This window comes from Bacillus sp. DU-106 (assembly GCF_004799705.1).
GTDB classification, from domain to species: domain Bacteria; phylum Bacillota; class Bacilli; order Bacillales; family Bacillaceae_G; genus Bacillus_A; species Bacillus_A cereus.
In genome coordinates, this window is sequence record NZ_CP026607.1 from 4,190,765 (window position 1) to 4,204,522 (window position 13,758).

Sequence of the window (13,758 nt, forward strand, 5' to 3'; positions counted from 1 at the left end):
TCACGAGTGTTTTTTTACTATGCACGAGAAACGTATTTACCTTCACCAGTGTTGATGATAAGCATTTCGCCTTCGTTAATGAAGATTGGTACTTGTACAACAAGACCAGTTTCTAATGTAGCTGGTTTTGTTACGTTAGAAGCAGTATCACCTTTAATACCAGGCTCTGTTTCTGTAACTTGTAATTCAACTGTGTTTGGAAGTTCAACACCAAGTACTTCGCCTTGGTAAGTCATAATTGCTACTTCCATGTTTTCTTTTAGGAATTTAAGCTCGCGCTCGATTTGTTTTTCACCAAGTTCGATTTGCTCATAAGTTCCGTTATCCATAAATACGTGAGCCTCACCGCTTGCGTATAAGTATTGCATACGACGGTTTTCGATGTGTGCTTTTTCTACTTTCTCACCTGCACGGAATGTTTTCTCTTGAACAGAACCTGTGCGAAGATTACGTAGTTTAGAACGAACGAATGCAGCACCTTTACCTGGCTTTACGTGTTGGAAATCAAGTACTTGCCAAAGGGCATTGTCCACTGAAATTGTTAAACCTGTACGAAAATCGTTTACTGAAATCATGTAAAAAAATCCTCCTGTGTATTACAAAATAATAAGTTCTTTTGGTGATTTCGTAATTACTTCATTACCTTCACTTGTCACAATGATATCATCTTCAATACGTACGCCGCCAATACCTGGAATATAAATACCTGGCTCTACTGTTACAGCCATACCTGGTTCAAGTACTGTATCAGAACGGAACGCTAAACCTGGTGCTTCATGGATTTCAAGACCTATTCCATGACCAGTAGAGTGTCCAAAGTATTCACCATATCCTTTTTCCGTTATGTAGTCACGCGTTAGCGCATCAGCCTCGCGACCTGTTAAACCAGCTTTAATACCGTTCACACCACGTAGTTGTGCTTCTAAAACGATATTATAAATTTCTTTTAATTTATCAGATGGTTCACCGACTGCAATCGTACGAGTAATATCAGAACAATATCCTTTGTAATAAGCGCCGAAGTCTAATGTAACGAAATCTCCTGTTTCTATCACTTTTTCAGATGCCACGCCGTGCGGTAATGCCGAACGAAGACCTGAAGCAACGATAATATCAAACGAAGAAGATGTTGCTCCTTGTTTTCTCATGAAAAATTCAAGTTCATTTGACACTTCAATTTCAGATACTCCCGGGCGAATGAATGATAGAATATGCTCAAAGGCAGCATCTGCAATCTGTGCAGCTTCCTTTAATATCTTAATCTCTGAATCAGTCTTTATCAAGCGTAACTTTTCTACAAGTCCAGAAGTCGGGATAAATTCAGCATCAATCGCTTCCTTATGCACTGAATAAGAACTATATGTAAGAGTATCTTGCTCAAAACCAAGTTTTTGAATTCCAAGCTCTTTCACTTGCTTTGCCACTTCATCAATGATCAATCCTGCGTGCTGTACAACCTCATATCCAACCGCTTGTTTACTTGCCTGCTCGACGTAACGGAAATCTGTAATAAATTGAGCACGATCTTTTGAAATAAGAACAACGCCTGCTGTTCCTGTGAAGTTAGCCATATATCTACGACTATGTTCATTTGTTAACAAAATACCGTCAATGCCAGCCTCATCAAATGCACTTCGTAATCTTTCAATTTTCTCCATTACTTTATGCCTCCCTCAATTTCTCCATTAATGCAAATAACGCTAACTTATAGCCATAAAAACCAAATCCTACAATTTGACCTGCACAAACAGCTGCCGTCACAGATTCATGACGGAACGATTCACGCTGATGAATGTTAGAAATATGTACTTCAATAACAGGAATCGAAATGCTCGCAATGGCATCACGAATCGCATAGCTATAATGCGTAAATGCTCCCGGATTTAAAATGATCCCCTCATATATATCTTCCGCTTCATGAATAATGTCGATAATGGCACCTTCATGATTCGATTGGAAACATTCTAACTCCACTCCCATTGTTTCTGCTTCTTGCTTCATATCTGCTTCAAGTGTCGCTAGCGTGCCCTTTCCATATACATTTACCTCACGAACACCGAGGCGATTTAGGTTAGGACCGTTTACGAGGAGTAACTTTTTCATATTCTTAAAACTCCTTAATATTAAATATCTATACAATATTTTAACATAGGAGTTACTTATTTGAATAGTTCGTCTTCTCTTGCCCTTCTTGTTCTGCTTTATTGCTATTCACTGCGTAAGAAACAGAATATGCTATAAACACACCATACAATATAAAAATACATATTGTCGTCACAATTGTCTCTTTTGGTAAATGGAGCGCACTTTTAATAACAGGAGCCATTAAACCCATCCCCAAAAACAGTAGTGCCCACCAAAATAGCCCATAAATAATTCCCGCTATAATCCCTTCAAACTTCGCAAAAAATGCTTTATACAAAAAGGCGATCAAAATTGAAAGAAGTCCCATACACACTATTCCGAACACATTGCCCCATACCCCCTCTTTCCAACTTCCAAACGCAAATGGTAAAAGGAAATAATTCGGTCCCGCCTCCGTGAATGAAAATATATGAAGGAAATACCAGATCCCGCCCCAAAAGATTCCACCAAACAAACCAATCTGCACAAAATTCCTTGTTCCTAATTGTTCTTGACTCACATCGACACCTCCGCTCAATAGTATGCCCGAAACTATTTTGAAGCATGTTTAAATCCTGCGAAATTTGTCTATAAAAAGAATAAGAAATGTCCGACTCTCATAACATTTTCCCTTGTCATCTACTTGTATTTGCCGATAAAATAAAGGAAACTCGGTGATTGTCTTATTTCAAAACGACAGAACCCAGTATGACAATTGCCTCTTTTTCTACATAAGAGAGAAACAAATACAGGTTGGTGTTAACATGGCAGAAGAGTCAAAACAAATATATGGCGGGCAAGCGGTCATAGAAGGAGTTATGTTTGGCGGTAGAGAATATACTGTTACAGCGGTTCGTCGTAAAGATAAATCGATTGAATTTTATCGATTACCACGCGTTCGTAATAAAGTACTATCTACCCTAAAAAAAATTCCATTTTTACGAGGGATTGCCGCTATTGTGGATGCAAGTGCGAATGGAGCAAAGCATTTAAACTTCGCTTCAGAACGATTTGACGTCCACCCAGAAGATGATGAACAAATTGCAAATAAAAAAGAAGAACAATCAAAATTAACGATGGTATTAGGAGTTGCAGCTGTTGGCGTTTTATCTTTTATATTCGGTAAAGTCATTTTCACAGCAGTTCCTGCACTATTAGCTGAATTAACGAGACCGATTTTCCCATCTCATACTGGGCAAATCATTGTCGAAAGTGTCATTAAGCTCATGCTATTATTGAGCTATATATACTTTATTTCTTTAACCCCACTTATTAAGCGGGTATTTCAGTATCACGGTGCAGAGCATAAGGTAATCAGTGCTTACGAGAATAACCTTCCTCTGACTGTAGAAAACGTTCAAAAGCAAACTCGTCTCCATTATAGATGCGGCAGTAGCTTTATTATATTTACAGTCATTATTGGAATGTTCGTTTATTTCCTAGTCCCTACAGATCCTCTTTGGGCACGAGTTATAAACAGAATTTTATTAATTCCAGTTGTACTTGGTATTTCTTTTGAAGTATTGCAATTTACAAATCGATTACGAGACATTCCCGTATTACGCGTACTTGGATATCCTGGATTATGGCTACAACTATTAACAACGAAAGAACCAACAGATGATCAAGTGGAAGTAGCAATTGCATCGTTTGAAGAATTATTACGTTTAGAGAACAAACAATAATTATTTAAAAATGGTGTTCAACTCCTTTCCTCATCGTTAATATACTAATTTCAATATATGTTTTTAGGAGGTGTCCCTTATGAACGGTCGTTCGTTTACTTTCGCTATATTTGTGCTTATTATCGGATTGGCAATATTCGGCCTTGTTTCATCTGTTATTACAAATCCCATGGGTGTATTAAGAAATATCGGGTACATGTTACTTGTTGTCGGTATCTTTTACTTGCTATACAAGATGTTTACAAATTCCAGTGGTTCCGCAAATTCGCAAAGCTCATATAAGCGTGCGGCAAAACAATCGAACCGCAAACATGGGAAACAAAATGTAGCACCCCTAGGCAATTCTTTCTTTAAGTCAAATACTTCTAATGACAAAAGTAAAAAAGGGAATTCTTCCACTTTGAAACGAAAAAGAAAACAGTCTCATTTAACTGTCATTGAAGGCAAAAAAAGCAAAAAGAAAGACCGTGCTTCCTTTTAGGAAATACGGTCTTTTTTTATACTTTGAAGCACTTCTTTTAAACTTTTCTCTCTCATACTTTCAATTCGAAGATGATGATTTTCAAACGGTAAATTCCGTGTCACATCATTAGGTACCACAACGCACGTTAATCCCGCTGCAACTGCTGCTCTCAATCCATTTAATGAGTCTTCAAATACAACAGCTTCAGATGGCTTAATTCCTAATTCTTCTATTGCAACTCGATAAAGAGCTGGATCTGGTTTTACCTTCTCAACATCTTCTCTCGTTTTAATTACTTCAAAATATTCTCGAATTTGTAGCTCTTCTAAAAAATGAATAACCCATTCTCTAGAAGAACTAGAAGCTAGTGCGATTTTTAATCCCATTTCTTTCGCTTCTTCTAAATATTCTTTTACCCCGTCACGAGCTTCTGGTATTCTCATTTTCTCTTTATGTAAAGTTGCCACTTTTTCTTTTAATACACTTTTGTTAAACTTCTCTTTTAATTGATCATTTAGATATGTATAAAGTACCTCATCTGTTGTTCCAATGCATTTCGCAAATTCCTCTAAAGGTAGTTCCCCGCCGTATTCACGAACAGCATCTCTGAAAGAGTGAAACCATATCGTTTCTGTGTCCACAATTAATCCATCAAAATCAAAAATAATTGCTTTCATAATTCTCCCATCCTTTTCGAATTGAAATAAAAAAGGAAACGCCATACGTTCCCCTTAATTACTTTTCTCTTCATTTGCTCTTTGAACACCGCGAAGTGTTTCCACTCGGACTGTATCTTGTTCAAAGTATTGCACTAAATCACCAATGCGATCAATCGCTTCCCAACTTAAATGATGTTCAATTCCTTCTACATCATTGTAAATTTTACTTTCATCCACACCGATAATACGCATAAATTGCTCTAGCAAGTCATGACGATATACGAGACGTTCTCCGATTTTTTTACCTTTTGTTGTTAATACAAGCCCTCTATATTTTTCATAAATTAGATATTCATCTTTGTCTAATTTTTGCACCATTTTTGTTACAGAGGATGGATGTACACTAAGCGCTTCAGCAATATCAGATACGCGGGCGTAACCCTTTTCATCAATCAACAAATAAATTTGTTCAATATAATCTTCCATACTAGGGGTAGGCATCGGTTTCCTCCATCCAAGTTCATTTTGCTTATTCCGTACGAAGCAATCAATAAAATGATACACCAGAAAGAATAACGTGACAAGTTGAAAACGAGCCTAAATATATAAAACAAAAAAGAATCTGTATTTGCATACAGACCCCCCTTAAGTAAAATATTGTATTTCTGCATTAGGAAAAAATTCATTTATATAACCTCTTATCGTTTCTTCCAATACTGCTGCATCATCCTTTTTATATACATATTTTCCGATGCCATATCGTCCCCATTTATACTTCCGCTTCTCTTCATCCATTTCAAGCTTCGTATTTGGATAACGCTCTTGAATAACCTTTTTCGCTGGTTTCGTAAAACGATGCTGAATTAATTCAAACGTTAAATTTGGTATCGTCATATCTTTCAGCGCATTGTACAGTCGCTCAAATAGTTCACGATATCCTTCTTCCCATCCTTCATGCATATAAAGTGGCGCGACTATAAAACCAAGTGGATAACCTGCACCTGCTACTTTACGTGCCGCCTCAATTCGCTCCTCAAATGGCGATGTCCCTGGTTCAAAATTTTTAATTACATATCGTGAATTTATACTAAATCTGAAACGAGTTTTCCCATTATGCTTTGCATCTAATAAATGATCAACGTGCGAATATTTCGTGACGAAACGTAAGCGCCCATATTCACTTTCTCCAATGAATTCAATCGCCCGCTTTAATGCATGTGTTAAATGATCAATCCCAACAATGTCTGATGTACACGCTGCTTCAAATCTTGTTATTTCAGGTGCCCTTTCATCCATATATTGCTTTGCCTTCTCAAATATTTCATCAAGATTGACATACACACGAACGTAAGGCTTACTCCCAAGTGTTGTTTGCAAATAGCAATAATGACAATGTCCCATACACCCTGTTGCGAGCGGAATTGCATATTCAGCTGACGGTTTTGACGTATCAAACTTTAGCGTCTTCCTTACTCCAACGACAAGTGTAGCCTTTGCATTACGATACTTTTGCAAATCATTTTCTCCTGGCAAATTTCTAATTTGATTATGTGATGTCGTTTCACGAATTTCTAATCCCATCTTCGTAAACTTCTCATAAAGCTCTTTTCCAAGCGGATATTCAAGTGCCTTTGGTTCAAAGTAAACGAGTTTTGGCATAAATGGTTTCATGTGCTTCCCTCCCTCTCGTTAGTATGGGAAACGTTGAAAAATTAACACGCATTAAAGTTTTCCACTTCAGTAACTTGCGTTGCAAGTTACTGAATGTTATAATTTGGATAACAACTACCTTGCAACGCAAGTTACCTGAGTAAAAGGTGGTGAAATCATGCACAGCCAAATGTTAAAAGGTGTATTAGAAGGTTGCATCCTATACATCATTTCACAAGAAGAAGTGTACGGATATGAACTGAGCACAAAATTAAATAAACACGGATTTACATTCGTAAGCGAAGGAAGCATCTATCCGTTATTATTACGTATGCAAAAAGAAAAATTGATCGAAGGCACATTAAAAGCTTCCTCACTCGGTCCAAAGCGAAAATATTATCACATAACCGATAAAGGATTAGAGCAGCTTGAAGAATTTAAACAAAGCTGGGGAATGGTTTCAACTACGGTAAATAACTTATTACAGGGGGAGTGATAGGGATGAATGCACAAGACATGATTGAATTGAATAATAAAAAACGTGAGCTTCTAACACCTGAAAATGAAGTTGCTTATAGCGATATGTTAGTTTATCTTCGTTTATCTAACGTGCCAGAGCAACAAATGGAAGAACTGTTACTAGAAATATTAGATCACCTCATCGAAGCACAAGCAGAAAATAAAAACGCTTATGACATCTTTGGAGATAATTTACAATCTTATTGCGATGAACTTATATCAGCTTTACCAACTCAAACAAAGTTAGAAAAAGCCTCTTTAATTGGATTTTCTATTAGCTTACTTCTTGCTATACAGTTTGGCATAAATGCAATTATTTCATTTTTTATGTTTTTTCTTTGAAAAAAACAATACATTATCAAGTCCGCCTTTTAGCATCCTTGGAACTACTTTGTCTGTTTCAATAATTATACTAGGTATACTATTTATTTTATATTTATTAAAGCGTTACTCCTTTAATCAGAAAATGAATTGGAAAAGAAGAATTCTATTTGGATTCGCATTTGCTACTCCATTTTGTTCCGCTGTATTCTTAAATATTTATTTCCAAAAGCAACCTTATCTCATTTATCATCTAAACTTTTGGCAAAATGCTTTAATTGCTATCTTATTTTTTATTTTATATAAATTACTATATAAAAAATCAAATTTTTAACAGCCCTTCAAAAGGCTGTTTTTTCTTCTGTCTAATTTTACAAATTGAAAAATTTCATAAAGAAAATAAGAAAAATGCAAAATAATTAAAGTTAATTGTTGACGTGATGCTTTTATTATCGGTATCATAAATCTTCGTGAGCAATTATTTTTCGTTATACGATTTTTTTATTATTACTGAATTTTTGAGAGGAGAAATTAGATGTCAGTTAAGAAGAAAACGCAAGTACGCACCGGCAAAATGGTACGTGAACTAATGTTAGCAGACGAAGATGTAAATGCTTCGCTAATTATGGTATATAGTGAAAACGGTGTAAACGCAGAAATTAAAATCGAGGGCTTAACGCCGAAATGTAACGAAGAATTATTTTTGAGCGGAAACGTGGATTGGAACAAGAGTGTTATTTATAAAATTGTTGATTTCACTGGAAACGCTGAAGTTGGTAAAGTTACATTAACAGCGATGAACAAAAACAATGTTTCTCTAGAAATTGAACGCGTTATGTGGAGTAAAGAAAATAAAGAAGCTGCCGAGCAAGAAGAAACACAGGTAGAAGCAGCACCGAAAAAGGAAGTAGTTGTAGAAGCTCCAAAAGCAATTACGCCTGCTCCTAAGCCTGTTACGCGTGTGGAAACACCTGCTATGGCACCTAAGCCTACTCCGGTACCGACACCGAAGCCAGTAAGCGTAGAAGCAGCTGTAGAACTAGTTACTCCAGCGCCTGTGAAAAAAGCGGTCCCTACTCCAGTTACAAAGCAAGAGACAGCACCGGTTGCTCCTGCAAAACCGAAGCAGCCTGCTTTGACTGAAACAAATTCAAAACTACAAGAAAATTATGTTAAACTCGTGAAAAAGACAATTGAAGTTTGTCAAGATTACGAGCTTGGCATCGACATAGATGATTCTATTGAAAGCTTAAAAGAAGAACTACAAAGCCAAGGTATTAGCGTTACATTTGACAAAGAAATTATGGACGTTGTAAATCGCCTTCGTTCTTTACAAGATAAAGGAATCAAAGTAGAAAAAGTACTTAATTTACTATAAAAAAATAAGAGGTGGCAATTGCCATCTCTTATTTTTTATAATTCCACTCATTACTTTCATACTTTTCTTTCGCTAACGTTTGAACTTCATGTAACTGTTCTTCTGTTAATTCATATGGAACAAGTTCTACATCCAATCCTTTTTCAAAGCCAACTTCAAACGCTTTAATTAACTGTTCTATCGTAAATGTACGGTCTGTTAATTCATTAATTGCTACTGCTTTAGAAGAGAACATACTCTTCATGCGTTCCTTCACACGTTCATTTGGGAATAAAAATAGATCATATAGTTCATCTAAATCAATTTCTAATGGAATCGATCCATGCTGTAGAATAACACCTTTTTGACGCGTTTGAGCACTACCAGCAATTTTTCGTCCTTCCACTACAATTTCATACCAAGATGGTGCATCAAAACATACGCCGGAACGTGGATTTTTTAAATTTTCACGATCTGCTTCTGTTTTTGGAACTGCATAATATGCTTCTAACCCTAATGCCTTAAAACCATCTAATAAACCTTGCGAAATAACACGATACGCTTCTGTAACTGTTTTCGGCATATTCGGATGATCTTCAGACACAATAACACTATACGTTAACTCTTTGTCATGTAGTACACCCCTGCCGCCTGTTTGACGACGAACGAATCCATATTTCTTTTCGTTAACTACATCCATATTAATATCTTTTTCAACACGTTGAAAATACCCAACTGTTAATGTTGGTACTTCCCATTCATAAAAACGAATTGTTGGTGGCATTTTCTTTTCACTTTGCCAATTTAATAAACATTCATCTAACGCCATATTAAATGCCGGTGAACATTGACCAGAGTTAATATAACACCATTTTTCTTTTCCCATCCTGCACCTCATATAACCAATTATTTTTCACATTCTCTAGTCTACCAAATTCGACAAAATTTGTGAAAGAATACGAAATTTCTTCTTATATGCAAATGAATCTGTTGCATAAATACATAAGGGCATTATAATATTGAAAGTAGGATAAGAAAAAAGGGAGCGATAGAATCGTGTCAACAACTTGGATTATTTTATTAGCCGTAATCGTAGCATTTATCGGCTACACTGTATGGATGTACTTCTATCAGAAAAAATTAATTAAAACTCTTACAGAAGAAGAATTTCGCGCTGGCTACCGTAAAGCACAGCTTATCGATATTCGTGAAGCAGACGAATATAACGCAGGGCATATTTTAGGTGCACGTAACATTCCGTTATCACAAATTCGCCTTCGCCATAAAGAACTTCGTCAAGATCAACCTGTTTACTTATATTGCCAAAGCGGATTCCGTACAGGTCGTGCAGCGCAATACTTAAAAAAACAAGGCTACAAAGATTTCTACCAATTACAAGGTGGATTTAAATCTTGGACAGGCAAAATTAAAAAGAAATAATAACATACAAAAAACTAGCTGAATAAATCAGCTAGTTTTTTCATTTCATCTTATTCGCAATGTATAATAAATTCTGCTTGATTACCTTTTCATCGTTCTCTTCTACATTCCGATACAGCAGTTGATATTCAATTCCTTTCTCTTTCCATATAAGCGTAGCAAATTCGTCACCACGTTCATAATCATCTTTATTTTTAAAATAAGCAGACGTTCCATTATTCAGTTTCATTTGTTCTTGAAATCGCTTCTCTTCCACAAGATCCGGAAAACTATAAGGAAAGTTCGCGACATTTAACTCAATATACTCATTTCTACCTGGTTCTTTCTGTTTATATTTAATCGTTAAGACAGTGTTCTTTTTCCCAAGCGTTCTTACTTCCCCCTTCACATCACTTGTAATATCGTACGGTAAAAACGTTGGAACTTTAAACTTCACCGGAAAATATTTTGGAAGTTCCTTTAGCGGAATAGGATCCGTAACACGATCCATAGCTCCTCCCGTTGTTCCCACAAAGTGTTTTTCTTCTTGCATCGTTTGCTGAAACGAACACGAACTAAGCACGAAACTAGAAAACACGAAACAAATGATTCTTTTTTTCAATTTGTTTCCGCCCTTTCATATCGCTCTCTTAACGAACGAAGCGTTGATATTCTCTTCATATTCGCTTTGTCACCAAACTCCACCTTTGAAAACTTTCCACGTTATTCTCACACATTTTGACAACACTTTTTGCAAACAAAAAAGACCCCTATCATTCTTACGCCCAAGTGAAAAGGTTACGCGAATAAAAAGAAGTCTTATTAATACCATAGTTTGTGAAAAGCTTTTCAGGTCAAGATTTTTTCTTTCTTATTATTTTCCCTTTATAATAAGGGAAAGAGGTGATACATATGGCCAATATAAAACAAATTGCTAAAACTGCTGGTGTATCGATATCAACTGTTTCTCGTGTCCTGAATAATCACCCTTACGTAAAAGAAGAAAAGCGTAAGCGTGTTCTAGATGCTGTTGAAGAATTAAACTACGCAAAAAATATAAATGCTGTCCATTTAATAAGAGGGAAAACATATACAATTGGCGTTATGCTTCCTTTCATTAACCTCCCCTACTTCAGTACGATTATTGAAGGAATCGGAAACGAAGCGTTATTAGCTGGGTATCATATTAATTTATGTCAAACGAATTACGATAGCATTGAAGAAATTCGTGTTCTTGAAATGATGAAAATGAAACAATTTGATGGGATGATTATTTGCTCCCGAACGAGCTCTTGGGAACAAATCGAACCTTTTGCAAAATTTGCCCCTATTATTTCATGTGAAAAAATGAAGCATCCCCTCATTTCATCCATCTACGTAGATCATTATGAAGGTTTCCGTCTTGGTACTGCCTATTTACTAAGTAGAGGCCATGAAAAAATCGGAATTTGTTTAGCAAGAAAAACAAGTGTAAATTCCATGGAGCGCGAAAAAGCGTTCGCCGATACACTTCGTAACGAAGGGAAAACGTTGCATCCTGAATGGATTTTCCACCAATGCTATACAATGCAGGACGGAGCACAAATACTCCATCGTATTTTAAATATGAAAAATCGTCCAACTGCTATTTTCACAGCGAACGATCAAGTTGCAGCTGGTTTATTAACAGAGGCTCGAAAACATGGTATTCGAGTACCTGAAGACCTTGCTATCCTTGGATTTGATAATCATGAAATTTCAAAGGCATTAGAAATTTCCACAATTGAACATCCCGGTCTCGCAATGGGCTCACATGCTTTTTCTTTATTCCATAAGCAGATCCAAAGCGAGCAAATTGTCGGCAGTGCAAAAGAACTTTCATTCCATTTAATTGAGCGAGAGACTGTCTAAAAAGAGCGTTACTTATAACGCTCTTTCTCAGCTCTTCACCTATTGACTTTATATTTCCCATCTCATATAATGAAACTAACGAACGGTAGGTAGGGGATGAAAATGACAGCAAACCGCATTAAAGCTGTAGCACTTTCTCATTTCGCACGCTACGGCTATGAAGGAACTTCATTGGCAAATATTGCTCAAGAAGTTGGGATTAAAAAACCATCGATTTACGCACACTTTAAAGGAAAAGAAGAGCTATATTTCATATGCTTAGAATCTGCTCTTCAAAAAGATTTGCAGAGCTTCACAGGCGATATCGAAAGCTTTTCCAATTCGTCCACTGAAGAATTGCTTTTAAAATTATTAAAAGGGTATGCAAAACGATTTGGTGAAAGTGAAGAATCAATGTTTTGGTTACGAACTTCTTATTTTCCGCCTGATGCATTTCGCGAACAAATTATTAATAAAGCAAATGTACACATTGAAAACGTCGGAAAACTTTTATTCCCTGTATTTAAAAGAGCAAGCGAACAAGATGAGCTGCATAACATTGAAGTAAAAGACGCCTTAGAGGCTTTTCTATGCTTACTCGACGGTCTTATGGTTGAACTATTATACGCAGGTTTAAATCGTTTTGAGACACGTTTAGACGCTTCTTGGAAAGTATTTTGGCGCGGACTTTCAAACTGACGGATTGCTCCTTTGCAATGCGTCGTTTTTAAGCCCTTTACCTAACGACTGGTAGGAAGGAGAAATGACATATGGCATGGATTTATGTAATCATCGCTGGTATTATTGAAATATTTTGGGTGATTGGACTAAAAAAAGCAGAGGCACCACTTGAATGGGCTGGTGTTGCTCTATTAATTACAATTAGTTTCGTCTTATTATTTAGAGCTTATAAAGATTTACCTGTCGGCACTGTATACGCAGTCTTTACAGGAATCGGAGCTGGTGGAATCGTTCTTACAGAGATTTTCATCTTCGGAGAACCTTTCTCTATCGTAAAAGTTTTATTAATCGGTTTAATCTTCTTCGGAGTAATTGGTTTAAAACGAGTAACAGAAGAAAAAGAAGCGAAGGAGGCCGCATAAAATGGCTTGGGTATTTTTAATTCTAGCTGGTATTTGTGAAATTATTGGTGTACTCTTTATGAAAGTAGCCACTGAAAAGAAAGGCTGGGCACCAAAAGTTATTTTAATCGCTAACTTCGGCGTAAGCTTCTTCTTCTTATCTCTTGCGATGAACACATTACCGATGGGAACTGCTTACGCAATTTGGACTGGAATCGGAACTGCCGGAAGTGCACTTCTAGGCATTCTCATTTTCCGAGAATCAGCGGATTGGCGTCGTCTTGCTTTCTTAAGCTGTATTCTATGCGGCGCTGTTGGCTTAAAACTATTAAGCTAACGAGAGGTGAATGTCATGTGGAAAGAACAAGGAAAGAAAATATTAGCATGGATCACACTTGGTATCGTCATTCTATTACAAATAAGTTTTCATATAATAGAATCATTGTTTCATAAAGTATTATCCATTCTCACATTCCTTCCTAACATGACAATTGAAATGATATCAATTGTTTGGTCCATTATCGCCTCCATTGCAATCGTCATTATATGGAGTATCGCCAAACTATGGAATAAGTTATTAAAAAAGGACAGTACTTCTGAAAAAGAGTAA

At 36.4% G+C, this 13,758-nt stretch carries 19 protein-coding genes and 1 pseudogene; 11 read left to right on the forward strand and 9 right to left on the reverse strand.

All coding sequences use genetic code 11. From position 1 onward, the window contains the following. Positions 1–17 precede the first annotated feature (17 nt). The 4 genes from efp to C3Y97_RS21245 are packed head-to-tail and all read right to left on the reverse strand — an operon-like array spanning position 18 to position 2,644. Entirely contained in the window at positions 18–575 is a 558-nt protein-coding gene (gene efp / locus C3Y97_RS21230) for an elongation factor P (protein ID WP_000626516.1), read from the reverse strand. 21 nt (positions 576–596) lie between these two features. Next, a complete protein-coding gene (pepQ, locus tag C3Y97_RS21235) occupies positions 597–1,658 on the reverse strand; it encodes a Xaa-Pro dipeptidase (protein ID WP_000411040.1) in 1,062 nt (353 codons plus the stop codon). A gap of 4 nt (positions 1,659–1,662) precedes the next feature. After that, positions 1,663–2,103, reverse strand: a complete 441-nt coding sequence (gene aroQ / locus C3Y97_RS21240; protein ID WP_000735140.1) for a type II 3-dehydroquinate dehydratase — start codon at positions 2,101–2,103, stop codon at positions 1,663–1,665. Between the two features lie 52 nt (positions 2,104–2,155). Further along, positions 2,156–2,644, reverse strand: a complete 489-nt coding sequence (locus C3Y97_RS21245; RefSeq protein WP_000076881.1) for a YqhR family membrane protein — start codon at positions 2,642–2,644, stop codon at positions 2,156–2,158. A 244-nt stretch (positions 2,645–2,888) separates the two neighbouring features. Here C3Y97_RS21245 and C3Y97_RS21250 point away from each other — a divergent pair, with 244 nt between their 5' ends. After that, positions 2,889–3,809, forward strand: coding sequence for a DUF1385 domain-containing protein (locus C3Y97_RS21250; protein ID WP_136363632.1), 921 nt, complete (start codon positions 2,889–2,891; stop codon positions 3,807–3,809). A gap of 79 nt (positions 3,810–3,888) precedes the next feature. Then, entirely contained in the window at positions 3,889–4,290 is a 402-nt protein-coding gene (locus C3Y97_RS21255) for an SA1362 family protein (RefSeq protein ID WP_001014463.1), read from the forward strand. Here C3Y97_RS21255 and C3Y97_RS21260 read toward each other — a convergent pair. The 3 genes from C3Y97_RS21260 to splB form a co-directional block, all read right to left on the reverse strand. Beyond that, a complete protein-coding gene (locus C3Y97_RS21260) occupies positions 4,287–4,949 on the reverse strand; it encodes an HAD family hydrolase (RefSeq protein ID WP_025687934.1) in 663 nt (220 codons plus the stop codon). The two genes, C3Y97_RS21255 and C3Y97_RS21260, sit on opposite strands and share 4 nt — an antisense overlap. A 54-nt stretch (positions 4,950–5,003) precedes the next feature. Beyond that, positions 5,004–5,432, reverse strand: a complete 429-nt coding sequence (mntR, locus tag C3Y97_RS21265; RefSeq protein ID WP_001143085.1) for a transcriptional regulator MntR — start codon at positions 5,430–5,432, stop codon at positions 5,004–5,006. 144 nt (positions 5,433–5,576) lie between these two features. After that, positions 5,577–6,602, reverse strand: a complete 1,026-nt coding sequence (splB, locus tag C3Y97_RS21270; RefSeq protein WP_000802107.1) for a spore photoproduct lyase — start codon at positions 6,600–6,602, stop codon at positions 5,577–5,579. A 157-nt stretch (positions 6,603–6,759) separates the two neighbouring features. On the opposite strand from splB, the gene C3Y97_RS21275 reads away from it, so the two are divergent. The 3 genes and pseudogenes from C3Y97_RS21275 to C3Y97_RS21285 all read left to right on the forward strand — a co-directional run bounded on the left by C3Y97_RS21275 (position 6,760) and on the right by C3Y97_RS21285 (position 8,799). Further along, positions 6,760–7,077 (forward strand): PadR family transcriptional regulator, encoded by a 318-nt coding sequence (locus C3Y97_RS21275; protein WP_000556078.1) that lies wholly within the window; start codon positions 6,760–6,762, stop codon positions 7,075–7,077. Positions 7,078–7,082: 5 nt separating this feature from the next. Beyond that, positions 7,083–7,755: pseudogene (locus C3Y97_RS21280) on the forward strand (DUF1129 family protein). Positions 7,756–7,956: 201 nt separating this feature from the next. Continuing rightward, positions 7,957–8,799 (forward strand): hypothetical protein, encoded by an 843-nt coding sequence (locus C3Y97_RS21285; RefSeq protein WP_000111898.1) that lies wholly within the window; start codon positions 7,957–7,959, stop codon positions 8,797–8,799. Between the two features lie 28 nt (positions 8,800–8,827). Here the strand turns inward: C3Y97_RS21285 and C3Y97_RS21290 are convergent, their stop codons facing one another. Next, positions 8,828–9,664, reverse strand: coding sequence for a lipoate--protein ligase family protein (locus tag C3Y97_RS21290; protein WP_000514081.1), 837 nt, complete (start codon positions 9,662–9,664; stop codon positions 8,828–8,830). Positions 9,665–9,834: 170 nt separating this feature from the next. On the opposite strand from C3Y97_RS21290, the gene C3Y97_RS21295 reads away from it, so the two are divergent. After that, positions 9,835–10,218: a rhodanese-like domain-containing protein gene (locus C3Y97_RS21295; RefSeq protein WP_000108653.1), complete on the forward strand. Its 384-nt coding sequence runs from the start codon at positions 9,835–9,837 to the stop codon at positions 10,216–10,218. A gap of 40 nt (positions 10,219–10,258) precedes the next feature. On the opposite strand, the gene C3Y97_RS21300 is transcribed toward C3Y97_RS21295, so the two are convergent. Beyond that, positions 10,259–10,795 carry a hypothetical protein gene (locus tag C3Y97_RS21300; protein ID WP_033666640.1) on the reverse strand — a complete coding sequence of 179 codons (537 nt, stop codon included), beginning with the start codon at positions 10,793–10,795 and terminating at the stop codon, positions 10,259–10,261. Between the two features lie 314 nt (positions 10,796–11,109). Here C3Y97_RS21300 and C3Y97_RS21305 point away from each other — a divergent pair, with 314 nt between their 5' ends. The 5 genes from C3Y97_RS21305 to C3Y97_RS21325 all read left to right on the forward strand — a co-directional run bounded on the left by C3Y97_RS21305 (position 11,110) and on the right by C3Y97_RS21325 (position 13,758). Next, positions 11,110–12,087, forward strand: coding sequence for a LacI family DNA-binding transcriptional regulator (locus C3Y97_RS21305; protein WP_001273985.1), 978 nt, complete (start codon positions 11,110–11,112; stop codon positions 12,085–12,087). A gap of 96 nt (positions 12,088–12,183) precedes the next feature. Further along, positions 12,184–12,765, forward strand: coding sequence for a TetR/AcrR family transcriptional regulator (locus C3Y97_RS21310; RefSeq protein ID WP_002005730.1), 582 nt, complete (start codon positions 12,184–12,186; stop codon positions 12,763–12,765). A 71-nt stretch (positions 12,766–12,836) separates the two neighbouring features. Beyond that, positions 12,837–13,169, forward strand: a complete 333-nt coding sequence (locus tag C3Y97_RS21315) for a DMT family transporter (protein WP_000312339.1) — start codon at positions 12,837–12,839, stop codon at positions 13,167–13,169. Position 13,170: 1 nt separating this feature from the next. Beyond that, positions 13,171–13,485 (forward strand): DMT family transporter, encoded by a 315-nt coding sequence (locus C3Y97_RS21320; protein ID WP_000312623.1) that lies wholly within the window; start codon positions 13,171–13,173, stop codon positions 13,483–13,485. A gap of 15 nt (positions 13,486–13,500) precedes the next feature. Further along, entirely contained in the window at positions 13,501–13,758 is a 258-nt protein-coding gene (locus tag C3Y97_RS21325) for a DUF3975 family protein (protein WP_000265429.1), read from the forward strand.